The sequence below is a fragment of the Kineosporia succinea genome, from assembly GCF_030811555.1.
Lineage (GTDB): Bacteria > Actinomycetota > Actinomycetes > Actinomycetales > Kineosporiaceae > Kineosporia > Kineosporia succinea.
Window position 1 is genome coordinate 230,475 of record NZ_JAUSQZ010000001.1, and the last position, 23,671, is coordinate 254,145.

Here is a 23,671-nt window from a genome sequence, read left to right on the forward strand (position 1 = left end):
GACGCGTCCTCAATTCGGTTGTGCCGCAGCGGCGAAGCGGTAGGCGTCGAGGTAGTTGCGGGCGTCGTACTGGGCCTGGGCCTTCCTCCTGAGGTCACCGTCCGGCGCCGTGGCCAGGGCCTTGTCGGCCTCCTGCCGGTAGCGCACGAGGGTGGTGTAGATCGTGCCGGCGATGCTGAGCTGGTCGGGGGTGTGGCCCTTCTCGATGACGCCCTGCTCGGAGAGCACGGCGAGGTTGGCCGCGGCGACGGTGTCGTAGAAGAACGGGTCGTCGCTGTCGGTCCAGAAGTCGGTGGCCTCGTCGAAGTTGCGCAGCGAGTAGATGTCGTCGAACGTGCCGGCCAGTTCCTTGGCGGTGAGGTCGGTGCCGGTGTACGAGTTGAGGTAGTCGACGAAGCGGGCGGCCGTGGCCTCGGGGGCGTCCTGCATCTCGTCGACGAGGCGGTAGAGCACGCTGGTGAAGCGCAGCAGGGTCTCGAAGTTCTGCTCGGCGTAGTCGGTGGTGGTGACGAGACCGGAGTAGGTGAAGCGCAGGGGCACGGTGTCTTCGGAGGGCAGGTTGTCGATGACCTGGCGCAGGTCGACGAGGGGTTCCCAGCCGTTCTGCTGCAGCTGCACGACGAAGCCGGCGGAGCTGGGCGAGAGGAAGTCGGCCCGGCCCGCGAACCCGGCCTTCACGATGTCGGGATTGGCGAGGAACTCGATGTCGACGTCCTTCTCGAGGTCGAGCCCGCCCGCCTCGGCCACGGTGTTGCGGAACAGTGGGCTGCCACCCTCGGTGCAGATCAGCTTCTGGCCCTTGAGCTGTCCCAGGACGGTCGTGAGGGCTTGCTCGAAGGTCTGCCCCCTGGACATCTCCTTCTTCACGGTCGTGTATTTACCCGTGGGCGCGACGATCCGGTAGACGTAGCTGACGTCGCTGACGGCGAAGCCGACGACGTTCCGCACGTTGTCGATCTGGTTGGCGACGGTCGGGATGTAGCCCCCGCCGAGCTCGACCTGGCCGTTGATCAGCGGGGCCAGGTTCATGAGCAGGTCCTGCTGGGCTCCGTAGGGCTCGGGGGTGATGGTGATGCCCACGTCGGAGTAGTGGCCGGCGTCGACGCCGGCCACGCCGAGCAGTTCGTCACCCCAGGGCGGGAAGGCCGCCTTGACGGAGACCGAGGGGATCGTGGTGCCGGGGGCGGCCAGGTCGGCGGACGGTGTGAACGACGCCCCGCCGGACCCCGACGACGAGGGCGCCTGGGCACACCCGGTGATCGTTCCGGCCAGTCCCGCGGTGATGGTGGCCAGCACCGCGCGGCGGCTGACGATGTTCACGTGTCTCCCTGGTTCCGGGCCGGGTTCGCCGGCCGGCTGCTCCTGCCGGTGTGCAGCCATCTCAGCACCCCTGGTCGGGCCGCGTCGATGGCGGAACCGGACAAGTCCCCGATGTCGATCTTGTTGTGTCGCCTGAACTTTCACGAGTGACCCGATTCACAGTCGGAGGCGGATCCCGTGGTGACACAGAGTCATTCGACATACTCACAGTCCATTCACGGCAAAGAACCGCGGTGATGACGTTGCCAGCGCAACGACCGGAACGAATCATGTCTCCCGTGACCCCCGACGACTCGACGACCACTGACGACAAGCCGCGGCTCATCCACACCGACGTCCCGGACAGTATTGACGGCCTGGATTCCGCCGTTCCCGGCGTGCCGACCGCCCGCACCGCGCCCGCTGCCCCAACGGACGAGCCGGGCCGGGCCCCCGTCAGCGACGACGACCCGGACGCGAACGACCGCAACCCCTTCTCCCCGCGGTCCGACGTCTCCGGCGACGCGATCGGCCTGGAACTCGGCCTGCCCGCCGACCAGCCCGTGGACAAGGGCACCCAGGCCGGTGACGACCTCTACCTGCCGCTGTCCACCGAACGCGCGGCCGCCATCGCGGCGCAGCCCGCCCTGGTCCCCCCGCCCGTAGCGTCTGCCGGCATCTCCCCCGCCGCGGCCCCGAGGCCGGCGTCCGCGTCGCTGTCGTCGACCGAGCTGACCCGGCGTCTGCGGGCGATCGGGTTCCGGATCCGCAGCACCGGTGAGCAGGAGCAGGCGGTGCGGGCGTTCAAGACGGGCTGGTTCAAGCTCGGTCCGTCGCTCATGGACGGCAGCGTCGCCAACAGCATCATGGGCCCCCGGGCGAGCCAGGCGATCGACAAGGCCTACCAGCGGCACCTCGACGGCCTGACCACCATGTCGCCGCACTTCTCGTTCTCGGACACCAGCTGCAGGTGCGGTGGCACCTTCACCGACTGCCGACGGATCTGGCCGACCCGCCAGTCGGTCATCGCCGCCGAGCAGCTGCGGGCCGAGTTCTTCCCGGCCGGCCTGACCGTCTCGACCTGGTGCCGCTGCACCGGCCACAACCACGCGGTCGGGGCAGCCGTGTCGTCCCGTCACCTGAAGGGCGACGCGATCGACATCCCGGCCACGGTCTCCCCGGACAAGATCGAGGGCCTCGAGCTCTACACCGGCATCGGCGTGAACCGCGCGAACGGAAACGTCCGCCACCTGGACCTCCGCCACGGCCACCCCCTCGTGCCCACCGCCTGGTACTACGCCTGACCCATGCCACCCGACCGGCCCCGGCCTACCCGCCCTGACCCGATCGGCCAGCCCCACCGGACCAGGCTCGACCTACCGGGCCCGACCTACCCGGCCCCCACCGGACAGAGCCCGACCCACCCCGCCCTACCCAACCGGGCCCGACCTCCCCGCCCCACATCGGACCAAGCCCGACCCACCCCGCCCAACCGGGCCCGACCTCCCCGGCCCACACCGGACCGAGCCCGACCTACCCCGCCCTACCCAACCGGGCCCGACCCACCCCGCGCCCCACCAAACCGGGCCCGACCTCCCGCCCCACACCGGACCAAGCCCTACCCACCCCGCCCCACCCAACCGGGCCCGACCTCCCCGCCCCACACCGGACCAAGCCCTACCCACCCCGCCCCACCCAACCGGGCCCGACCTACCGGCCGCACCTGTCCCACCTCGACTCGACTCGCCCCAGCGCCGGCCCCGGCCCCGGCCCCGGCCCGACCAGGCCGGGGCAGCTCGGTCAGGCTCCGATATGTCTGCGCGTCGGCAGCACGTCGCTTGATGACCGGCGGGCGTGATCCTGGTTCTTTCGATTATCGATAATCGAAAGAACCAGGATCCCAGCTGAGCACCACGGAGCGACAGCTACGAGCCCGGTCGCTGAAATACCGCAGGGCCGAGGAGTTCTCCTCGGCCCTGCGGTATTTCATGGTGTTCGGGCAGTGGCTGCCCCATGGGACCCACACCATGCGGGGCCAGCGTGGAGCCCAGTCGGAGGGGCGGGTGCTTTCGTCGCTCCCGCCGGCGCGCCTCTGGTTGCCCCGCCTCCGTTCACTCGCTCTGTTTCACCCCAGCGACGGGCTCGGCGTTGCTCGCCACGGCGGCGTCCCTCACCTCGGCCCCGGGTTCGCCTCCGGGTCGGCCGCAGAGTTGGCCTCTGAGGCGGCCCCCGAGTTGGGCGCCGAGTTGGGCGCCGTGTTGGGCGCCGTGTTGGACGCCGTGTTGGACGCCGAGTTGGACGCCGAGTTGGACGCCGAGTTGGCCCCCGAGTTGGCCCCCGAGTTGGCCCCCGAGTTGGATGCTGTCTTGGCCGCTGTGTTGGCCAGGGGGCTGAGCACGGCGGTGGCCTCGGAGTCGGCCCCGGCTCCCCCACCGGATCCCGACTCGAGGTGGGTCAGGTCGACGACGGTGACCGGGGCGTCTTCAGGCAGTTGCACCGTGACCTCGACGGCCACGCCGGCCCAGGCGGCCAGGACGACGGCGGCCTCTTCGGCACCGAACAGGGCGTTCGCCTGGGACACCGTGATGGCGGCGAACTCGGCGAACGTGGCCGTGGTGCTGAGCTGCGGGTCGGACAGCGCCGCGAACCAGATGGGGCCGGCCTTCTCCCAGGCGTAACCACCGAGGCCGGTCGCGGCCAGGTAGAACGCCCGGTTGGGGATGCCCGAGTTCACGTGGACGCCACCGTTGTCGTCGTCCATCTCGACGTAGTCGGCCATCGTGGCGGGTTGAGGGTCTTTGCCGAGATCGGGGTCGTCGTAGGCGGTTCCGGGGTCTTTCATCGAACGCAGCGCCACCCCCCGCACGCCCTCGGCCAGCAGCCCGGCACCGATCAGCCAGTCGGCCTCCGGTGCGGTGGGCCGGGGCTCGGCGGCGTACTGCTTGACGAGCACACCGAACACGTCGGACATCGACTCGTTGAGCGCGCCGGACTGCCCCTCGTAGACCAGGTCACGCACGGAACCGGTGACGCCGTGGGCGAGTTCGTGCCCGATCACGTCGAGCGAGACGGTGAACCGGTTGAACACCCGGCCGTCACCGTCGCCGAACACCATACGGGAACCGTCCCAGAAGGCGTTGTCGTAGTTGCGGCCGTAGTGCACGGTCGCGTCGAGCGGGAGGCCGGCGCCGTCGATCGAGTTACGCCCGAAAACCTCCTGCCAGAAGGTGAACGTGGCGCCGAGACCGTCGTAGGCCTCGTTGACAGTGACGTCGGCAACCGGCTCGTCGCCCTCGCGCCGCACCTCGGTGCCGGGCAGCTGCTGGCGGTTCTCGGCATCGGACACCGTGCGGTTCGCCGTGGTGTCGGCGGCCTCGAGGGCCGTGGCGGTGCGGGCGACCGGACGTGTGAGACGTGCGGCTCGCAACCGGCGGTCGACGGCCAGGTCGGCCCGGGCCGCCTCGCGCAGATCGCCGGGACCGTGCTCGGCCAGGTGCTCGAGCATGTACGGCGGAAGAACGTGGTGCAGGCCAAGACTCGCGACGGCTCGTTCGGACGGGTTCATCTGCTCACTCCCCCTGTGACTCACGAGTAGGACGACAGCAGCTCGATCAGCGCGCCCAGCGCCGGGTCTGCGAAGGGCTCCGCGACCTTCACTGTGTGACGGGTGGATCCGTCGTGCACGGACAGTTCGTAGACGAAGCGGTCGCCCGCCCGCGGTGGCTCCGCGGGACGCCCCACGATCTCGTCGACCCGGGCCTCCCGGACCGCCGACTCGACCCGCTCAGCCTCGCCTTTCGGCAGCGTACTCGTGTCCACCGACATTTTCGGCCGGGCCAGGCCCGCGAATCCTCCGCTGCGCCGCAGGGTGACGAGCATCGTGACGTCCTCTCGGTTCTCCCGGAACGGACAGCCGGCATCGCGACCGGCACCACCATGATCCATGCGATCGCCGTGCGGCGCGCATCGTCGGGGCGGTCGGCACGCACCCTCGCAGAACTCAGTCGCGCTGCGGAACCTCGGGCTCGTGCGGTTCGCGGGCCTCGGGAACCGCCGGAGCACGGCCGTCACCACTGCTGGAGAGCGCAGCGTCTTCGCCGGCCCCGGGGGCCGGCTGAGTGCGCCGTGGAGTACCGGCCGCGTCTTCGGTCAGACCGGCATCAGCACCGCCACCGGCCCCGGCACCACCCCCGGCACCACCCCGCAACGACCGCCCCGGCCCGGAGTCGCCCGCCGTCGAGGAGGGGCTCGGCTCGTCCGGCGACGACGCGCTGTCGGACGACTCGCCGTCAGCCGCCCCCTGCGCCCGCAGCGTCTCCTTGGCCTGGGCCCGCGCGACCCGTCGGCGGCGCTTGGCCGTGGCGTTCTGGCCGTCGTGCTCGAAGCCCACGTCGACCCACTCGAAATCCTTGGTGCGCTGGGCCCGGGCGTAGCTGCGGTAGGCGCGCTGGTCGGCCTCGGTGAGGTCGACGTCGTCGGTGAACGGCGTGAGCAACGTGCGCGGGTACAGGTGACGCACCCGCACCACGTTGGCCTCGGCGCAGATCAGCAGAGCCACGACGGCCAGATAGATCCACGCGATGAGGCCCAGGACGATCGCGAACACCCCGTTCGTGGCGTCGGCGTGACGCACCACGCTGCCCACGTAGACCGTGCCGAACTGCTGCAGCGCCTGCCACACCACGGCCGCCGCGATGGCCCCGGGCAGCACGTCACGACGGGCCAGCTTGCGCGTGGTGCCCCAGCGGAACAGGAAGATGAAGAAGACCGTGATGAGCCCGATGCCGACCAGGGCCGAGACCACCCGCAGGATCTCGTTGAAGTTGATCAGGTCGGCGAAGCCGTTGACGTTCGTGCCGATGCTGCCCAGGCTGCCGGTGACGATGAAGGTCAGGCCACCGACCGCGAGCAGGAACAGGCTGCGCAGCCGCGCCGCGATCGGGTTCGGCCGCCGGTTGCGCGGCACCGCCCACATCGTGTTCATCGCGTTCTGCGTGGCATTGGCGATACCGAGCGCACCGTAGAGCGAACCGATCAGGCCGATCGCCACCGCCGTCGCACTGCCCCGCAGACCCTGGGGATCGCCCAGCTGGTCACCGATCACCGGGAACTGACGCAAGGCGGAGTCGAGGATCTCCTGCTGCAGGGTCTCGTTGTCCTGCAGGATGAAACCCAGCACCGAGGCCAGCAACAGCAGCAGCGGGAACACCGACAGAAAGCCGTAGTAGGTGATCAGCGCCGCCAGGTAACCACCCTGGTCGTCGAAGAACTTGTAGACGACCGCGATCGGGAAGCCGAGGACCGGGTGCTCCTGCTGGAACCGGTCGAGCCGGTCGTGCACCTTCTCGGCCTGGCGGCCGGCCTGCTTCGCCCCCCGCGCCGCGCGTCTGGTCGCCCGCCTCGTCACCGACACCGTCCGTCACGCCCCTTCCGACGGTCGCGTGCCGTCCGCCTCCCCACCGGCCGTCGCCCGGCCGGGGAGATCAGCATGCCCGTGCGCAGCGCGGACGGCACCCCGGAGACGGACCTGCCGGAAGTATGACGCGTTTCGCCCGCTACTCCATCTCCATGTGCTTGCGGGCCAGTTCGTCGCCCAGCTCCACGGCCGCCAGCAGCAGGGCCATGCCCTCTTCCTCACGATCGGTGGCCCGCAGCAGGAGCGCCAGGTTGAGACGGCAGTTCGCATCGCCCAGGCTCAGGCCCATGCGGTAGGCGGACTCCGCGGCCTCGGAGTTGTCGGCCACCTCGTAGAGCAGGTTGCCCATCGGCAGGAAGCACTCGACCTCGAGCGCCTCGGTGCCGGCCCGGAGCACCGCGAGCGCCTCGGGGGCCCGGCCCTGCTCGAGGTACATCTCGGCCAGCGGCGGACGGGTCGGCGGGTAGAGGTGCAACGCCCGCTCGAGCAGACCCTCGGCCTCGCGCGCCCGTTCCTCTTCCCACAGCCGCACACCCAGCACACCGGCGGCCAGGTCGCTGCCCCGGTTCACGGCCGCGCGCAGCAGCTCGAACGACTCGATGCGGTGCCCGCGGTCGCTGAGGATCCAGCTGGCGCCGATCGCGCCCTTGGCGTCACCCTCGGCCCAGGCCTGCTGGTAGGCCTCGAACGCGGCGTCGACATCGCCCAGGTCTTCGAGGGCACGGCCCAGGCTGTAGGCCGCACCCCGCTCACCCGCGGCCAGCGCCGCGCCGAACGCCTCGACCGCGTCGGCGCGCCGGCCGAGCTGCATGTAGGTGTTGCCGAGGTTCAGCTGGGCGGTGCCGTCGCCGTGCAGGGCGGCGGCACCGAAGAGGCGCAGGGCCTCACGGACGTGACCACGATCGGCCGCGGCGCACCCCGCTCGGACGAGGGCGTCGGGTTCGACGGGATCACTGCATTCACTGGTACTCGCGGGCTGCGTCATCGGGGGCTCCTTCTTTACCTTCGTTACCGTGTTCGGCCGGGAGTGCCCCGAAGGCAAACGTGACTCGCGACACGCTCCGGCAGAACAACATTCGTACATACAAGAGGTTCTTAAGCAGTCAGATGCCGTTCAACCGCCCTGATTCGGACCTCCCCGGCACAGGTCTCGCCCTGGCCCTCCATCAACTCCTTGTGGCTCGCTGCACGGTGACCACCTGTCTTGCAGCACTTTTCAGCACCTTCCGAGACGTCGGCACCTCCGATACTAAGCGCCCCCGCCGACAACTTCACCCCTGGAATCGAGATCTGTGGATAACTCGCGGGTCGTATCGGTCGGCCCCGGCGTGTCGGCAAATCATCGACAGGACAAGCCATCTCGACACCGATCAATGCAACTCTGGACATAGAGGCGCCCGGACCGGCGGCGTCAGCGCTCGCAGGCGATTCCGTCCCGGTCCTCGTCGAGAGGTGAGTTCGCCACGTAAAGGGCTGTGCTGCGTCCGAAACCGGTCACGGCGGGATACTCCGACGAGGTCACCACGGCCGGTTCGTCGGGCGGCCCGGAAGGCCGACCACCCCCAGAGGCAGCACCGGAAGCCGCACCCGGAGCGGCACCGGCCGAACCCGCACCGCCCCCCGACCGCAACGTCCGCTCGGTCGCGTCGTCCGGCCGCCTCACGTTGCGGTACCGCCCCGGCCGGTCGATCGCCCCGGGCAGACCCACCCCGTGGGGATACGCCTTGGTCAGGGCCCGGCAGCTGGCGAAGCGCGGCGCGGTGGCGGCGGTGAGCCCGGCCGCACCGGGCCGGGGCGTCGGCGCCGAGGCCTCCGCACCCGGCGGCGCGGCGGAAGTCGCCCGCCCGCGCCCGGTCTCGGCCCGGTCCCCCGGCAGAGCCCCGGCGAGCCCCGCACCGGAAGGACCGGACGCGCCGGGGGAACCGGCGAGCGCCGCGTCCGACGACCGGGGCATCCACACCACCACGGCCACCGCGAGCACCAGCGCCCCGCCCACACCGGCAACGGTCGACCAGGGACGGCGTGAGGGCGGTGTCGGTACCCAGAGCTGCCAGCCCGGGGGCACCGGTCCCCACTCCGGGTCGGGCGTCCAGCCGGGCGGTGGCGACCAGCCCCGCGGAGGACGAGGCCAGTGCGGTGGCGGGTTGAAGCTCCAGCCGTCGACCATCGCACCCTCCGTTCAGCCGATCCACCGGAACGCCGAACGACCCTCGGCTCCCACGTCACACGCTAGGTACCTGCAGCCCCAGGACGAATACCCAGCCCCGGGAACAGACCTTTCTCCCGGTGACCCCACCGGCCAGGAGGCCGATGACGAGCCCGGGCATAGACGGACAGGGCGTGCCGGGCACGGCGAAGAAACCGTGGAGGCCGAATTACCGCCCTACACCGGCAGATCGCCAACGACGGGCATGCCCGCCCCGCCCCTGCGAAAGGGCGGAACGGGCATGATCACGGAAAGCCGGGACGAGAGGACCGGGCCGGGAGCGCGTTCAGAACCCGTGCTGCGGCGGCTCCTGGTACTGCCGCCGCAGCGCCTTGTGCGTCACCTTGCGGCGGCGCAGTTCCTCGTGGCGCAACCGCACATCGCGGCGTGCCTCCTGGCGGAAGCCCTCGGCCACCAGCGCCCGGAACGAGTCCAGACGGTCGGGGTCGAGCTCACCGTTCCCGATCGCCGCGATCACCGCGCAGCCCGGCTCGACGGCGTGCGTGCAGTCCGAGAACCGGCAGCTGGCGGCCAGTTCGGTGACGTCGGCGAACGTCTCCTGCAGCCCGAGCCCGGAGTTGATGCCGACACTGCGCAGTCCGGGCCCGTCGACGACCCAGCCCCCGGCCACGGCGTGCAGCTCGCGGGTGACGGTGGTGTGCCGCCCCTTGCCGTCACGGCGCAGGGCGCTGACATGCATGACGTTCTCCCCCGAGAGGGCGTTCACCAGGCTCGACTTGCCCACGCCGGAGGCCCCGAGCAGCGCCACCGTGCGGCCGCCGGCGAACAGCGCCCGCACCTCGTCGAGACCGGTGCCGTCGGTCGAGGAGACCGCGTGCACCGGACAGGCACTCACCGCCTCGAGTTCCGTGGCGATGCGGGCGGCCTCGGGCTCGCGGTCGGCCTTGGTGAGGATCACCACCGGCTGCGCCCCGCTGGCCCAGGCCAGGGTGAGCAGCCGCGCGATCCGGTTGCGGTCGGGGTCGGGCACGAGGCCCTCGACCACCGCGACCACGTCGACGTTGGCCGCGAGCGTCTGCCGACGGGCGCTGCCGTCGGCGTCGGCCCGGGTGAGCAGGGTCCGCCGGGGCTCGACCGCCTCGACGGTCACCCGCGCGTCCGGCCAGAACCGCAGGCGCACCCGGTCGCCGGTGGTGGGGGCGGCGTCCGGATCGTCGTGCACCGCGCCGAGGAGTCCCCCTCCCCAGCCGGCCCGGACCACCCCGCCCGGCTGATCGCTGAGGCCGGAGTGATCGGCCAGGACGACCGTGGCCACCCCTCGATCGACGCGGACGACCACCCCCGGCTCGAGGCCGTCGTGGAAAGTACCCGGAAAAGGACGTGCAGAAGTCACGGTGGTACCTCTCGATGAGAACGCCCGTCAGGCGGGCGCGGGAGGAGCGGACGGAGGGGTGCTCGCGCGGATGTGCGCGGGACGTCCGTCCCGGACGGGCATGGACATCTCGACCTCCTCCCCCGGCGCCGAAGGGGCGCCCTGCTTCGACTCCCGCGCCACGACCGGTGGCTGCCGGTGTGGCTCGTGTCTCCCGGGATCTCCGGGCACACCACAACGGTAAGCACGCCCCTGGGCGTTGTCGCCTGAATTTCGCGGCGGTGCCGGTGGGTGCCGACCGGGGGGCCGACCGGGGCCGACCGGGGGGCCGACCGAGATGCCAACCCAGGGTCGGATCGTCGACCCGGGCGCCCCGGTGATTGAGGACGCGCCGGTCGGGTCAGTCGGCCCGGGCGCCCCGATGATTGAGGACGCGCCGGTCGGGTCGGTCGGCCCGGGCGCCCCGATGATTGAGGACGCGTCGGTCGGGTCAGTCGGCCGGGCCTCTTCGGGGCGTGCGGGTCCCGGTGCCTGAGGACGCGTCCCTGGCCTCAGCGCGACCGGTCACCGGAGTCGTCGGCGGGGTCGAGCACCAGGGGCTCCAGATCGGCCGCGGGCAGGAGCCCGGGCCCGGCGAGGGGCGCCCGGTCCAGATCAGCCCGGTCCAGATCGACGCGGTCCAGATCGACGCGGTTCACGGCGACCCGGCTCTCCCGGGTCGGTTCCGCAGCATCCGGTTCCGCAGCATCCGGTTCCGCAGCATCCGGTTCCGCAGCATCCGGCTCCGGTGCATTCGGCTCCGGCGCATCCGGTCTCGCGGGCACGCCGGCCACCTCGGGCCGCGGCTCCGGCACGTCCTGCCACGGAGCCGCAGGCGTGGGAACCAATGACGCGGCGACCGGAGGCGTCGGGACCGGCACCGCGGAGGCCGGGGTCGCGGGCGCCAGCGGCGTGAGCGTCGCCGGCTGGGCGTCGCGGGAACCACGGTCGTCGCTCTGCTTCGCCAGCACCCGGGCCCGGGCCTCGACGCGGGCCTGGATCGGCCACAGCTCGTCCACCGCCGCGTTCAGCGCGGCCCCGATGAGCAGCGCGATGGCCAGGGCGTACAGCCAGATCAGGATCACGATCGGGGTGGCCAGCGGACCGTAGATGGAGGTGCCGCCGACCGACTCGTCCAGGGTCCAGCGCAGCACGAAACTGGCCAGCACCCAGATGGTCAGGGCCAGGACGGAGCCGGGCAGGTCCCGGTAGAAGCGCGACCGGATCGGCGTGGCCAGGTGGTAGAGCCCCGTGATGCCGGTGACGGCCGCGATCGACACCACCGGCCAGTAGATCCAGTCCGAGCCACCGATGTCCCCCAGCGTCTCGAAACCGGCGCCGTACAGCACCTTCCCCAGCCAGCTGGGCCCGATCAGCACCAGCGGGATCAGCACGATGCCGACCACCAGGGCCAGGCAGTACAGCGAGAACGAGAGCACCCGGGCCCGCACGATGCCGCGCAGACCGCCCAGCCCGTACATGATCGACGCGGTGTCGAGGTACACGTTGAGCACCCGCGAACCCGACCACAGCGACAGCACGAACCCGATGCTCACGATGTCCGCGCGTCCACCGCCGATGACCTGGTCGAACGTGGGCAGGATGACGGAGCTGACACTGTCGGCCGTGAGGAAGGTGAGCGTGAGCTCACGCAACCTCTGTCTCAGGTCGGCGACCGCCTCGTCCCCCATCAGGTCGCCCACGAACCCGATGCTGCCGACCAGCCCCAGCACCAGCGGGGGCAACGACAGCAGCGCGAAGAAGCCGACCTCGGCCGCCAGACCGGTCACCCGGTAGCGCAGGCAGATCCGGGCCGTCTCGGCCGCCAGCCACCAGACCAGGGCCAGCGCGCGCTTCACGGATCCCCAGACCGAGGGCTGTGACACCCTCACCTGGGCCGTCGCCCCGCTCGCACCCGTCTCCGTGACCACGCCGGTCACCGTACAGAGGTTTAACCCCGCCCCTGTAACGGAACGCCTCAAGAGCCGCGAAGGGCGTGAGCAGAACCACGCACCGACCGGCCGCCCTCACTCAGAGCTACCAGGCCGGTCGCGCCACGGACACGGCCCGGTTACCGGCTTGTCGGTATAAACGGCTGGTCATGGGTACGGTGACGTTCGTGGCCGATTCCGACGATGCGCTGAACCTGGTGCCCGCGCCGGCCGACCGCGACGTCTTCTCCGACGACCTGGTGCTGGTGGAGGCCGTCGAACGGCACGAGGCCAAGATCCATCTGGCCCCGCTGCGTGACCTCGGCCGCCTGGCCGGGGCCCCGCGCTCGCTGGGCTGGGCCGACGCCGTCGACCGCAACCCGCCCACCCTGCGCACCCACGACCCCTTCGGGCGGCGGGTGGACGAGGTGGAGTACCACCCGGCCTGGCACCGCCTGATGCAGACCGGGGTGCGCACCGGCCTGACCGCCGCGGCCTGGGACGCCGACGCCCCCGCCGCGGCCCACACCGGCCGGGCCGCCGCCCTGATCGTCTGGTCGCAGGTCGAGAGCGGGCACCTGTCCGCGCTCAGCACCAGCTACGCCGCGATCCCGTCGCTGCGCACCGACCCGGAGCTCGACCGCATCTGGCGTCCCCGGCTGACCGCGCGTTCCTACGACTCGGCGTTCCGCGCCCCCGGCGAGAAGCTCGGCTGCCTGGCCGGGATGGCCGTGACCGAACGGCAGGGCGGCTCCGACCCGCGGGCCGGCACCACGGTCGCCTCCCCGCAGGACGGCCTCACCGGCAACGGCCCGGTCGAGGGCGAGCACATCTACCGCCTCACCGGGCAGAAGTGGTTCGTGTCGTCGCCGATGGCCGACGTCTTCCTGGTGCTGGCCACCGCGCCCGGTGGGCTGACCGCGTTCGTCGTGCCGCGCGTCCTCAATGACGGCTCCCGCAACACCTGGCGCCTGCTGCGCCTGAAGAACGCCGTGGGCACCCGATCGAACCTGCCCGCCGAGGTGGAGCTCGACGGCACCTGGGCCACCCGGCTCGGCGAGGAGGGCAAGGGGCAGCGCACGATCACCGGCATGCTCACCGCCTCCCGCCTCGACGCCGTGCTGCGCTCGGCCGGGCAGATGCGCCAGGCCGTGGCCCGCGCCGTGCACCACTGCCGGCACCGCGAGACCTTCGGCTCGCCCCTCGCCGACAAGCCGCTCATGCAGAACGTGCTGGCCGACCTCGCCCTCGAGAGCGAGGCGGCGACCGTGCTGGCCATGCGGCTCGCGGCGGCGGTGGACGCCGGGGAGACCGAGCTGCTGCGCGCGGCGGTGCCGGTGGCCAAGTTCTGGGTGTGCAAGCGCGCCACCGGCGTGGTCGCCGAGGCCCTGGAGTGCCTGGGCGGCAACGGTTTCGTCGAGGAGCACGGCCTGGCCCGGGTGTTCCGCGACTCGCTCGTCGGTCCGCTGTGGGAGGGGCCGGGCAACATCAGCGCCCTCGACGTCCTGCGCGCGATGGCGATGCAGCCGCGCTCGATGGAGGTGCTGCTGGCCGAGATCGACCGTGGCCGCGGCTCCGACCCCCGGCTCGACCGGGCGATGGACGAGGTGGCCGGGTTCCTGATGGCGGCCTCCCGGGAGGCACGTCGCGACCCGGCGGCGGTCGAGATGGGCGCCCGCTGGATGGTGGAGCGGCTCGGGGTGGTGCTGCAGGCGTCGCTGCTCGTGCGCTGCGCCCCCGAACCGGTCGCGTCCACGTTCCTCACCACCCGGGTCGCCGGCAACGGCGGCACCCTCTACGGCACCCTGCCGGTCGGGCGGAAGGCGACCCAGATGATCGTGGAGCGTTCACTGCCCGCTTAGGCGGTCCGACCCTGCGTGAGAACGCGCTGGCTACGATGGGACGACTGTCGCCGACGACCACCGCCGGCCGCCGGGCATATCGGTCGCTTGCGGTATCAATCGGCGCGTCGAGTGCCCCCGGCCCGCCGTGCGGACGGGTGAGCCGCAACAATGCACGTGATTCCGGCGCCTCGCGCAGCGTGGCGTAGCGTGCCGGATCCGCACACACGGTTGAGACACAAGCGACGCAGATTCGGGACGTTCATGGAGATCTGGCCAGGCCATCCCTACCCGCTCGGGGCCACGTACGACGGCGCCGGCACGAACTTCGCGTTGTTCAGCGAGGTCGCCGAGGCGGTGGAGCTCTGCCTGATCGACGACGCCGGGGCGCAGACCCGGGTCGAGCTGCAGGAGGTCGACGGGTTCGTCTGGCACGGCTACCTGCCCAGCGTGGGGCCGGGCCAGCGCTACGGCTACCGCGTGCACGGCCCGTTCGACCCCGACCACGGGCACCGCGCCAACCCGTCCAAGCTCCTGCTCGACCCGTACGCCAAGGCGATCGAGGGCCAGATCGACGGTGACGAGTCGCTGTTCTCCTACCGGTTCGACGACAACGTCGACGGTGAGGGCCCCCTCAACACCGACGACAGCCTCGGCCACACGATGCTCTCGATCGTGGTCAACCCGTACTTCGACTGGGGCAGCGACCGCCCACCGCGCCGCGAGTACCACGAGACCGTGATCTACGAGGCACACGTCAAGGGCCTGACCATGACGCACCCGGGCGTGCCCGAGGATGTCCGCGGCACCTACGCCGCGATCGCCCACCCGGCGATCATCGACCACCTGGTCGACCTGGGCGTCACCGCGATCGAGCTGATGCCGGTGCACCAGTTCGTGCAGGACACCACGCTCATCGCCAAGGGCCTGTCGAACTACTGGGGCTACAACACCATCGGCTTCTTCGCCCCCCACAACGCGTACTCCGCCAGCGGCCAGCGCGGCCAGCAGGTGCAGGAGTTCAAGATGATGGTGAAGGCGCTGCACGAGGCCGGTATCGAGGTCATCCTCGACGTCGTCTACAACCACACCGCCGAGGGCAACCACCTCGGGCCCACGATCTGCTTCCGCGGCCTCGACAACACCGCCTACTACCGGCTCGTGGACAGCGACAAGTCGCACTACTACGACACCACCGGCACCGGTAACAGCCTGCTCATGCGCAGTCCGCACGTGCTGCAGCTGATCATGGACTCGCTGCGCTACTGGGTGCTCGACATGCACGTCGACGGCTTCCGCTTCGACCTGGCCGCCACCCTGGCCCGGCAGTTCCACGAGGTCGACCGGCTCAGCGCCTTCTTCGACGTGGTGCAGCAGGACCCGGTGATCTCGCAGACCAAGCTGATCGCCGAGCCCTGGGACGTCGGCGACGGCGGCTACCAGGTCGGTAACTTCCCGCCGCTGTGGACCGAGTGGAACGGCAAGTACCGCGACACCGTGCGCGACTTCTGGCGCAGCGAGCCCTCGACACTGGGCGAGTTCGCCTCCCGCCTGACCGGCTCCAGCGACCTGTACCAGGACGACGGCCGGCACCCGATCGCGAGCATCAACTTCGTCACCGCGCACGACGGCTTCACCCTGCGGGACCTGGTGTCGTACAACGACAAGCACAACGACGCCAACGGCGAGGGCGGCGCGGACGGCGAGAGCCACAACCGCTCCTGGAACTGCGGGGTGGAGGGCGAGACCAACGACGAGCACGTGATCGCGCTGCGCGCCCGCCAGCAGCGCAACTTCATCCTGACGATGATGCTGTCGCAGGGCGTGCCGATGCTGGCCCACGGCGACGAGTTCGGCCGCACCCAGAACGGCAACAACAACGTCTACTGCCAGGACAACGAACTGGCCTGGATCGACTGGAAGATGGCCGGTCCCGACAACGACCTGCTGAACTTCACCCGGCGCGCGGTGCAGCTGCGCCAGGGCCACCCGGTGTTCCGGCGCCGCCGGTTCTTCAACGGCGCGGCCTCGCGCGGTGGTCAGAGCGAGGTCGGCGACATCGCCTGGTTCACCCCGGCCGGGCAGCCGATGGCCGACGACGACTGGCACCAGAGCTACGCCCGGGCGGTCGCGACCTTCCTCAACGGCGAGCGGATCATGGCGCCCGACAAGCGCGGCCGCAAGATCGTCGACGACTCGTTCCTCATCCTCTTCAACGCGCACTACGAGGACCTGCAGTTCACCGTGCCCCCGGCCGAGTACGGCCAGTGGTGGACGGTTCTGCTCGACACCGCGGTCGACGACCTCACCGCCGAGGACGGCGGCGACGCCTACGCGCCGGGTGAGCTCGTGCACGTGGTCGCCCGCTCGGTGGTGGTGCTGAAGCGCCCCACGATCGACGCGAACACGCCGCCGCACCAGATGGCCACCTCGAGGCGCGGTTCCGGCGGGGGCGGGAATACTGTGTCGGCGAACACCGAGCAGACCGCCGGGTTCGGGCAGCGACCGATCGACATGGTTCCCCGCGCAGCGCCGCGCCTGACGCCGACCCCGGCTCCCCGCGTAGGAAGGTAAAGCGTGCCCGCTCCTGTCAGCACCTACCGTTTTCAGGTCCGGGACTCGTTCGGCTTCGCCGACGTCGGGGCCCGGGCCGCCTATCTGGACCGGCTCGGGGTCACGCACGCGTACCTGTCGCCGATCCTGCGGGCGACGCCCGGCTCGGGCCACGGCTACGACGTGGTCGCGCACGACGAGCTGAGTGAGGACGCGGGTGGGCGCCCGGCTTTCGACGCGATGGTCGCGTCGTTGCGGGCGTCCGGGCTACGCGTGATCGCCGACGTGGTGCCGAACCACATGGCCGTGCCCACGCCGGCCCGGCTGAACGCGCCGTACTGGTCGCTGCTGCAGCACGGCCCGGAGTCGGAGTACGCGAACTGGTTCGACGTGAACTGGGCGCCGGGGCGCATCATCGTGCCGGTGCTGGGCGACCGGCTGCCGCTCGTGCTGGGCGACATCTCGGTGGCCGACGGCGTGGTGAAGTACTTCGACCACGAGTTCCCGATCCGCCCGGGCACCGAGAACCTGCCGCTGGAAGAGCTTCTCGCGGCGCAGTGGTACCGGCTGGCCTCCTGGCGCACGTCCGACGAGGAGCTCAACTACCGCCGCTTCTTCGACGTCACCACGCTGATCGCGGTGCGCGTCGAAGACCGCGCGGTGTTCGACGCCACCCACGCGCTCATCGCCTCGCTGGTCAAGGACGGCTCGCTGGACGGCCTGCGCATCGACCACCCCGACGGCCTGGCCGATCCCCGCGGCTACCTGCGCGACCTGGCCGCCGCCACCGACGGCACCTGGGTCGTGGTCGAGAAGATCCTCGAGGGCGACGAGACCCTGCCCGAGGACTGGCCGTGCGCGGGCACCACCGGCTACGACGCGCTCAACCGGATCGGTGGCCTGTTCGTCGACCCGGCCGGCGCCGCGCCGCTGTCCGACCTGCTCACCGAGTTCACGCACGACGAGCGCACTCTCGACGAGATCGTGGAGGTCTCGAAGCGGCGCATCATCGACTCCAGCCTGAACACCGAGGTACGGCGGCTGACCGACCTGCTCTGCGACCTGCGCGACGCGAACCCGGCCTACGCCGACTTCACCCGCCGGGCCCTGCACGGCGCCGTGGTCGAGCTGCTGGTGGCGATGGACCGGTACCGCGCCTACGTGGTGCCCGGTTCGGCCGCTCCCGCCGAGGCCGTGGCCGTGCTGGAACGTGCCGGTTCGGTGGCCTCCTCGCGCCTGCCGCACGAGCACCTGCCCGCCCTCGACCTGGTGATGGACCTGCTGCTCGACGGCGTCGCGGCGGGTTCCGACCCGGTGCGGGCCGAGCTGGTCACCCGGTTCCAGCAGACCTGCGGCCCGGTGATGGCCAAGGGCATCGAGGACACCACGTTCTACCGTTACCACCGGCTGCTCGCACTGAACGAGGTGGGCGGCGAACCGGGGCATTTCGGGGTCGGGCCGGACGAGTTCCACGCCTTCGCCGCGCGTCTGGCGCGCGACTGGCCGACCACGATGACGACCCTCTCCACGCACGACACGAAGCGTTCCGAGGACGCCCGGGCCCGGCTGGCCCCACTCAGCGAGATCCCGGCCGAGTGGGCGGCCGAGGTCACGCACTGGCGGGAACTCGCGGCGAAGCACCACTGCCCCGATCCCTCCACCGAGTACCTGTTCTGGCAGACGCTTCTCGCGGTGCCGGACATCACCGCCGAGCGGCTGACCGGCTACCTGTCCAAGGCCACCCGTGAGGCCAAGGAACAGACCACCTGGACCAGCCCGAACGAGGAGTTCGACCAGGCGCTGGAGTCGTTCGCCCGCGGGGTGCTGGCCGACGACGACGTGATGGGCGCGGTCAGGGCCTTCAGCGACCGCCTGGCCCCGGCCGTGCGCGCCGCGGTCCTCGGCCAGAAGCTCGTGCAGCTGACCATGCCGGGCGTGCCCGACGTGTACCAGGGCACCGAGATCGTCGAGGCGTCGCTGGTCGACCCGGACAACCGGCGCCCCGTCGACTTCGCCTACCGGGAGCGGCTTCTCGACGTGGTCGAGTCGGGCTCCCTGGCGAACCTGGGCGGCCGGGAACTCGAGGACGCGGAGAAGCTGCTGGTCACCCGGGCCGCCCTGCGCCTGCGGCGGGAACACCCGGAGTGGTTCACGCAGGGCGCCTACGCCCCCCTGCCCACCTCGTCGTCGCACGCCCTGGCGTTCGGGCGGGGCGAGAACGTCGTGACGGTCGCGACCCGTCTGCCCCTGACGCTCGAGTCGCACGGCGGCTGGGGTGCGTCGGTGGTGGTGCTGCCGGAGGGAACCTGGACGGATCAGCTCACCGGGAAGACGGTTCCGGGCGGCCCGGTGGGCCTGGCCGGTCTGCTGGGCGACTTCCCGGTGGCCCTGCTGGTGCGTGCCTGACCCACCCCTGATCCACCCCCGATCCACCCCCGATCCACGCGGCCGGGACGAAGGGCGACCGGGTCGTCCTTCGTCTCAGCCACCGAGAAGGGCCTTCAGCCGCGCCCGCTCGGCCTCCACGTCGAACCGGGCCGGCGGCCACTGCGGGTCGAGACCGGCCAGCGCCTCGATCAGCAGGCTCTGAACCGCCCAGCGGGCGTACCACTTACGGTCGGCGGGCACCACGAACCAGGGCGCCTTCGGCGTCGAGCAGCGGGTGAGCGCGGCCTGGTACGCCTCCTGGTACGCGTCCCAGTAGGCGTGCTCGTCGAGATCGGAAACCGCGTACTTCCAGTACTTGTCGGGCCGGTACAGTCGCTTCTCGAGGCGGCGCAGCTGCTCGGCCGGCGAGATGTGCAGCATCACCTTGACGATGGCCGTGCCCTGGGCCGCCAGCTCGGCCTCGAACGCGTTGATCGCGTCGTAGCGGGTCTCCCACTCCGCGGCGGGCACCAGGTCGTGGACCCGCACGATCAGCACGTCCTCGTAGTGCGAGCGGTCGAAGACGCCGATCTGCCCGGCCCCGGGCACCCGGGTCCGCACCCGCCAGAGGAAGTCGTGCGCCAGCTCCTGCGCGGTCGGCGACTTGAACGCCGTGTGCCGCACGCCCTGCGGATCGACCGCGCCGACCACGTGCCGCACGATGCCACCCTTGCCGGACGTGTCCATGCCCTGGATGACCAGCAGAACCCGGCGGTCGCTGCTGCCGCTGAAACCGGCTGCGAACAGGCGCTCCTGGAGCTCGGACAGCCGCGTGGCCCCCGCCGCCAGCGCCGCCTCACCCTCGTCGCGCGAGCCGGGGAACCCGGGCGTGCCGGACGGATCCACCCCGGCCAGCTCGAAACCCGCACCCACCCGCAGAAGGCCGGTCACGTCGTCCTCACGCTTCTTCTTCGCCATCACGGAACCCTCTCTCAGCTGCGGGTACGGGCCGCCACCCGACGCACCAGGGAACGCGGCAGCAGTTTCGCCGCGACGACCACCGCCCGGTAGCGCAGACTCGGGACCGAGACCACCACGTCCCTGCGCAGGTCCCGAAGGGCCTGGTCCACCACGTGGTCGGCCTCGAGCCACACGAAACCGGGCGCCCGCGACATGTCGATCGCGGCGCGCGCGTGGAACTCGGTGCGCACGAAGCCCGGGCACAGCGCGAGCAACCGCACCCCGGTTCCGGCCATCGCGTGCGCGAGGCCCTCGGTCAGCGAGATGACCCACGCCTTGCTCGCGGTGTAGGTGGTGCCGCGGCCCGGGATCAGTCCGGCCACGCTGGCCACGTTGATGATGCCGCCCGCGCCGCGCCGCCGCATGTTCGGCAGGGCCGCACGGGTCAGGTCCATCACCGCGGTCACGTTCAGCTCGAGCTGGTGGTGCAGGTCTTCGGAGGACAGGTCCCAGAACAGGCCCCGGGTCCCGATCCCGGCGTTGTTGACGAGCAGGTCGACCGGCCGGTCCTCCTCGAGCAGACGGTCGATCACCCGCTGCCGCTGCTCCGGATCGGCCAGATCGGCGACGATGACCTCGACGTCGTGCAGCTCCTCGCGCAGCCGTTCCAGACGTTCGGCGTCGCGGGCCACGAGCACGAGGTGGTAGCTGTCGCGGGCCAGGCGCCGGGCGAACGCGGCCCCGAGTCCGGAGGTGGGGCCGGTGATGAGCGCGGTGGGCATGTGCCTCACCGTATGTGCTCCGGGCCAACTCATGACAGGCTGACGCCGTGCACGAGTTCACCCTGTGGGCGCCCGCCGCCACTCGCGTCATGCTGCACCTCCCCGGCCTCGACCGCCGTGAGCCGATGAGGCTCGTCGCGGACCCGGCCCTGGGGCAGGAACCGACCCCCGACACCGACGGCTGGTGGCACGTGTCGGTGGCCGAAGCCGGGCACGGCACGGACTACGCGTTCGCGCTCGACGGCGGCGACCTGCGTCCCGACCCGCGCAGCCCCTGGCAGCCAGAGGGGGTGCACGGGCCCAGCCGGGTGTTCGACGCCTCGCTCCACCCCTGGTCGGACGGCTCGTGGAGCGGTGTCGACGCCCGGGGCGCGGTGTTCTATGAACTGCACATCGGCACGTTCACGCCCGAGGGCACGCTCGACGCCGCGATCGCCCGGCTCGGCCACCTGGTCGAGCTCGGGGTGCAGATGGTCGAGCTGCTGCCGGTCGCCGAGTTCTCCGGGGTGCGGGGCTGGGGCTACGACGGGGTCGACCTCTACGCGGTGCACCACTCGTACGGCGGGCCGGAGGCGCTGCAGCGGTTCGTCGACGCGGCCCATGCGGCCGGCCTCGGGGTCTGCCTCGACGCCGTCTACAACCACCTCGGCCCGGACGGCAACTACCTGCGCGAGTTCGGCCCGTACTTCACCGACGCGCACACCACGCCCTGGGGCGAGGCGGTCAATCTCGACGACGACGGCTCGACCGGCGTGCGGTCGTGGATCCTCGACAACGCCACGCGCTGGTTCCGGGACTTCCACATCGACTGCCTGCGGCTCGACGCGGTGCACGCGCTGGTCGACTCCTCGCCGCGGCACATCCTGGCCGAGCTGTCCGACGCGGTCGACGACCTGTCGGCCTCGCTCGGCCGTCCGCTGGGGCTGATCGCCGAGAGCGACCTGAACGACCCGTTCATGGTCGAGGGCACCGCCGAGGGCGGCCGCGGCATGACCGGCCAGTGGGACGACGACGTCCACCACGCGCTGCACGCGTTCTTCACCGGTGAGACGCAGGGCTACTACGTCGACTTCGGCACCGCGTCGGTGCTGGCCCGGGTGCTGAAGGAGGGGTTCCGGCACGCCGGCGACTACTCCACCTTCCGCGGGAAGCACTGGGGCAAGCCGATTTCCGCCGATCGCCACCGGGGTCACCAGTTCGTGGTGGCCACCCAGAACCACGACCAGGTGGGCAACCGGGCCACCGGTGACCGCCCCTCGTCCACGGTGTCCTCCGGCCGCCTGGCCGGCTCGGCCGCACTCATGCTGACCAGCGTCTACACGCCCATGCTGTTCATGGGTGAGGAGTGGGGCGCGCTCACGCCCTGGCAGTTCTTCACGGCCTTCGAGAGTCCCGAGCTCGCGGACGCGGTGCGCAAGGGACGGCGCGCGGAGTTCGGCTCCCACGGGTGGGCACCGGAGGAGGTCCCCGACCCCCAGGCGGTGTCCACGCGAGACGCGTCGGTGCTGGACTGGTCCGAGATCGACCGGGTGGACGGGGAACTCGACCACGCGGCGCTGCTGCGCTGGTACCGCGACCTGATCGCGCTGCGGCGCTCGTCGCCCGACCTGCTCGACGACTCGTTCGACGCGGTGTCGGTGACGCACGGCGAGACCTGGGTGGCGATGCGGCACGGCTCGTTCACGACGGTGGTGAACATCGGGCCCTCGGCGGTGACGGTGGACGTCCCGGCCGGGTCGGTGGCCCGGCTCACCTGGGGTTCGTTCGAGGTCGCGGACCAGCTTCTGCTGCAGCCCGACTCCGTGGTGGTGCTGCAGGCTTGAGTTCCGAACTCGACGCGCTCACCGAGTCGCTGGAGCTGGTGTCGCAGCGGTACGCGCGCATCTTCGGGATCAGTCGTGACCCGGCCTGGTTCCTGCTCAAGCTGCACGAGGAGATGGGCGAGCTGACGCAGGCCTACCTGGCCTCGACCGGTCAGGCCCGGGCCAAGGGGCTCTCGGCGCCCGAGCTGCGTGAGTCCTTCGAGAACGAGGTGGCCGACGTGCTGGCCCACGTGCTGCTGCTGGCGCGGCATCACGGCGTCGATGTCGACGCCGTGATGCAGCGGAAGTGGCTGTCCCGGTTACCCGCGCCCGAGTAGGCCCAGCAGGCGCTCGACCTCGTCGGCCACGGCCTGCCGGGCCAGGGCCACGTACGTGCGCGGGTCGACGAGCTTCTCGTCGGCCGCGAGCTTCTCCCGGACGGCCCGGGTGAACAGCCCGTTCAGGTGCGTCGAGATGTTCACCTTCACCAGGCCGGCCCGCACCGCGCCGGTCAGCTGCTCGTCGGAGACCCCGGACGAGCCGTGCAGCACCAGAGGCACCTCGACACTGCCCGCCAGGGCGGTGATCAGGTCGAGGTCGAGCCGGGCCGTGCGCTCGGTCATGGCGTGCGAGCTGCCCACCGCCACGGCCAGGCTGTCGACGCCGGTCGCGGCGACGAATGCCCGGGCGTCGGCCGGGTCGGTGCGGGCGCCCGGGGCGTGCACCCCGTCCTTCCCGCCGACCTCACCGAGCTCGGCCTCCACGTGAACGCCCGCGGCGTGGCAGAACTCGACCATCGCGGCGGTGCGGCGCACGTTGTCGTCGTACTCGTCGTGCGAGGCGTCGAACATGACGCTGTGCACGCCGAGCCCGACCGCCTGCCGCACCAGGTCTTCACTCTCGGCGTGGTCGAGGTGCACCACCGCCGGCACCTTCGCGTTCCTCGCCACGGCCAGAGTGCCGGCCAGGATCGGTTCCAGCGCACCGTGATAGCTGACGCAGTTCTCGCTGATCTGGAGGATCACCGGCAGCCCGGCCGCCTCCGCCCCGGCCACGATCGCCTCGGCGTGCTCCAGCAGGATCACGTTGAACGCGCCGACACCCCGGCCGGCGGCCTTGGCGTCTTCCAGCACCGTGCTCAT

17 protein-coding genes are annotated in these 23,671 nt (G+C 71.3%); 6 read left to right on the forward strand and 11 right to left on the reverse strand.

Annotated elements, in window-relative coordinates:
- Positions 1 to 9: 9 nt before the first annotated feature.
- A complete protein-coding gene (locus J2S57_RS01125; protein WP_307237088.1) occupies positions 10 to 1,320 on the reverse strand; it encodes an ABC transporter substrate-binding protein in 1,311 nt (436 codons plus the stop codon).
- Positions 1,321 to 1,598: 278 nt separating this feature from the next.
- On the opposite strand from J2S57_RS01125, the gene J2S57_RS01130 reads away from it, so the two are divergent.
- On the forward strand, positions 1,599 to 2,603 hold the full coding sequence (locus tag J2S57_RS01130; RefSeq protein WP_307237090.1) for a D-Ala-D-Ala carboxypeptidase family metallohydrolase: 1,005 nt from the start codon (positions 1,599 to 1,601) through the stop codon (positions 2,601 to 2,603).
- Between the two features lie 866 nt (positions 2,604 to 3,469).
- Here the strand turns inward: J2S57_RS01130 and J2S57_RS01135 are convergent.
- The 7 genes from J2S57_RS01135 to J2S57_RS01165 all read right to left on the reverse strand — a co-directional run bounded on the left by J2S57_RS01135 (position 3,470) and on the right by J2S57_RS01165 (position 12,224).
- Positions 3,470 to 4,864, reverse strand: a complete 1,395-nt coding sequence (locus J2S57_RS01135; protein ID WP_307237093.1) for a M4 family metallopeptidase — start codon at positions 4,862 to 4,864, stop codon at positions 3,470 to 3,472.
- Positions 4,865 to 4,884: 20 nt separating this feature from the next.
- Complete coding sequence (locus J2S57_RS01140; RefSeq protein ID WP_307237096.1) at positions 4,885 to 5,178, reverse strand: protealysin inhibitor emfourin; 294 nt, start codon at positions 5,176 to 5,178, stop codon at positions 4,885 to 4,887.
- Positions 5,179 to 5,299: 121 nt separating this feature from the next.
- Positions 5,300 to 6,706, reverse strand: a complete 1,407-nt coding sequence (locus tag J2S57_RS01145; RefSeq protein ID WP_307237099.1) for a YihY/virulence factor BrkB family protein — start codon at positions 6,704 to 6,706, stop codon at positions 5,300 to 5,302.
- 148 nt (positions 6,707 to 6,854) lie between these two features.
- Positions 6,855 to 7,700 (reverse strand): tetratricopeptide repeat protein, encoded by an 846-nt coding sequence (locus J2S57_RS01150; RefSeq protein ID WP_307237102.1) that lies wholly within the window; start codon positions 7,698 to 7,700, stop codon positions 6,855 to 6,857.
- A gap of 426 nt (positions 7,701 to 8,126) precedes the next feature.
- Positions 8,127 to 8,882 carry a hypothetical protein gene (locus J2S57_RS01155; RefSeq protein ID WP_307237104.1) on the reverse strand — a complete coding sequence of 252 codons (756 nt, stop codon included), beginning with the start codon at positions 8,880 to 8,882 and terminating at the stop codon, positions 8,127 to 8,129.
- A gap of 325 nt (positions 8,883 to 9,207) precedes the next feature.
- Positions 9,208 to 10,275 (reverse strand): ribosome small subunit-dependent GTPase A, encoded by a 1,068-nt coding sequence (rsgA, locus tag J2S57_RS01160; protein ID WP_307237107.1) that lies wholly within the window; start codon positions 10,273 to 10,275, stop codon positions 9,208 to 9,210.
- A 530-nt stretch (positions 10,276 to 10,805) separates the two neighbouring features.
- The gene (locus J2S57_RS01165; RefSeq protein WP_307237110.1) at positions 10,806 to 12,224 is read right to left on the reverse strand and encodes a YihY/virulence factor BrkB family protein; all 1,419 of its coding nucleotides are present in this window, start codon (positions 12,222 to 12,224) and stop codon (positions 10,806 to 10,808) included.
- 170 nt (positions 12,225 to 12,394) lie between these two features.
- Here J2S57_RS01165 and J2S57_RS01170 point away from each other — a divergent pair, with 170 nt between their 5' ends.
- The 3 genes from J2S57_RS01170 (at position 12,395) to treY (ending at position 19,024) form a co-directional block, all read left to right on the forward strand.
- Positions 12,395 to 14,086 carry an acyl-CoA dehydrogenase family protein gene (locus J2S57_RS01170; RefSeq protein ID WP_307237113.1) on the forward strand — a complete coding sequence of 564 codons (1,692 nt, stop codon included), beginning with the start codon at positions 12,395 to 12,397 and terminating at the stop codon, positions 14,084 to 14,086.
- Positions 14,087 to 14,329: 243 nt separating this feature from the next.
- A complete protein-coding gene (gene glgX / locus J2S57_RS01175) occupies positions 14,330 to 16,639 on the forward strand; it encodes a glycogen debranching protein GlgX (protein WP_307237116.1) in 2,310 nt (769 codons plus the stop codon).
- 3 nt (positions 16,640 to 16,642) lie between these two features.
- The gene (gene treY / locus J2S57_RS01180; RefSeq protein WP_307237119.1) at positions 16,643 to 19,024 is read left to right on the forward strand and encodes a malto-oligosyltrehalose synthase; all 2,382 of its coding nucleotides are present in this window, start codon (positions 16,643 to 16,645) and stop codon (positions 19,022 to 19,024) included.
- Between the two features lie 75 nt (positions 19,025 to 19,099).
- Here treY and J2S57_RS01185 read toward each other — a convergent pair whose 3' ends face one another.
- Both J2S57_RS01185 and J2S57_RS01190 read right to left on the reverse strand, forming a co-directional pair.
- A complete protein-coding gene (locus J2S57_RS01185) occupies positions 19,100 to 19,963 on the reverse strand; it encodes a PPK2 family polyphosphate kinase (RefSeq protein WP_307237122.1) in 864 nt (287 codons plus the stop codon).
- Positions 19,964 to 19,977: 14 nt separating this feature from the next.
- Positions 19,978 to 20,727: an SDR family NAD(P)-dependent oxidoreductase gene (locus J2S57_RS01190; RefSeq protein WP_307237125.1), complete on the reverse strand. Its 750-nt coding sequence runs from the start codon at positions 20,725 to 20,727 to the stop codon at positions 19,978 to 19,980.
- Between the two features lie 47 nt (positions 20,728 to 20,774).
- Here J2S57_RS01190 and treZ point away from each other — a divergent pair, with 47 nt between their 5' ends.
- Positions 20,775 to 22,550: a malto-oligosyltrehalose trehalohydrolase gene (treZ, locus tag J2S57_RS01195; RefSeq protein ID WP_307237128.1), complete on the forward strand. Its 1,776-nt coding sequence runs from the start codon at positions 20,775 to 20,777 to the stop codon at positions 22,548 to 22,550.
- Positions 22,547 to 22,867: a nucleoside triphosphate pyrophosphohydrolase family protein gene (locus J2S57_RS01200; protein ID WP_307237131.1), complete on the forward strand. Its 321-nt coding sequence runs from the start codon at positions 22,547 to 22,549 to the stop codon at positions 22,865 to 22,867. Before treZ ends, J2S57_RS01200 begins: the two co-directional genes overlap by 4 nt.
- On the opposite strand, the gene J2S57_RS01205 is transcribed toward J2S57_RS01200, so the two are convergent.
- Positions 22,850 to 23,671, reverse strand: a complete 822-nt coding sequence (locus J2S57_RS01205) for a class II fructose-bisphosphate aldolase (RefSeq protein WP_307237134.1) — start codon at positions 23,669 to 23,671, stop codon at positions 22,850 to 22,852. The genes J2S57_RS01200 and J2S57_RS01205 overlap by 18 nt on opposite strands.